Genomic DNA, 570 nt, shown 5'->3' on the forward strand with positions numbered 1-570 from the left:
CTATGAATCTTACCGAATTAAAGAATACGCCGGTTTCTGAGCTGATCACTCTCGGCGAAAATATGGGGCTGGAAAACCTGGCTCGTATGCGTAAGCAGGACATTATTTTTGCCATCCTGAAGCAGCACGCAAAGAGTGGCGAAGATATCTTTGGTGATGGCGTACTGGAGATATTGCAGGATGGATTTGGTTTTCTCCGTTCCGCAGACAGCTCCTACCTCGCCGGTCCTGATGACATCTACGTTTCCCCTAGCCAAATCCGCCGTTTCAACCTCCGCACTGGTGATACCATCTCTGGTAAGATTCGCCCGCCGAAAGAAGGTGAACGCTATTTTGCGCTGCTGAAAGTTAACGAAGTTAACTTCGACAAACCTGAAAACGCCCGCAACAAAATCCTCTTTGAGAACTTAACCCCGCTTCACGCAAACTCTCGTCTGCGCATGGAACGTGGTAACGGTTCTACTGAAGATTTAACCGCTCGCGTACTGGACTTGGCATCACCTATCGGTCGTGGTCAGCGTGGTCTGATTGTGGCACCGCCGAAAGCCGGTAAAACCATGCTGCTGCAGA

1 protein-coding gene is annotated in these 570 nt (G+C 50.2%); it reads left to right on the plus strand.

Features of this window, described 5'->3' with window-relative positions; genetic code table 11:
• Positions 1-570: Rho termination factor N-terminal domain-containing protein (locus tag AC5O77_RS22310; protein ID WP_494507238.1), on the plus strand; the 570-nt coding region annotated here is incomplete at both ends.

The organism is Stenotrophomonas sp. INTA L402-1, assembly GCF_059295135.1.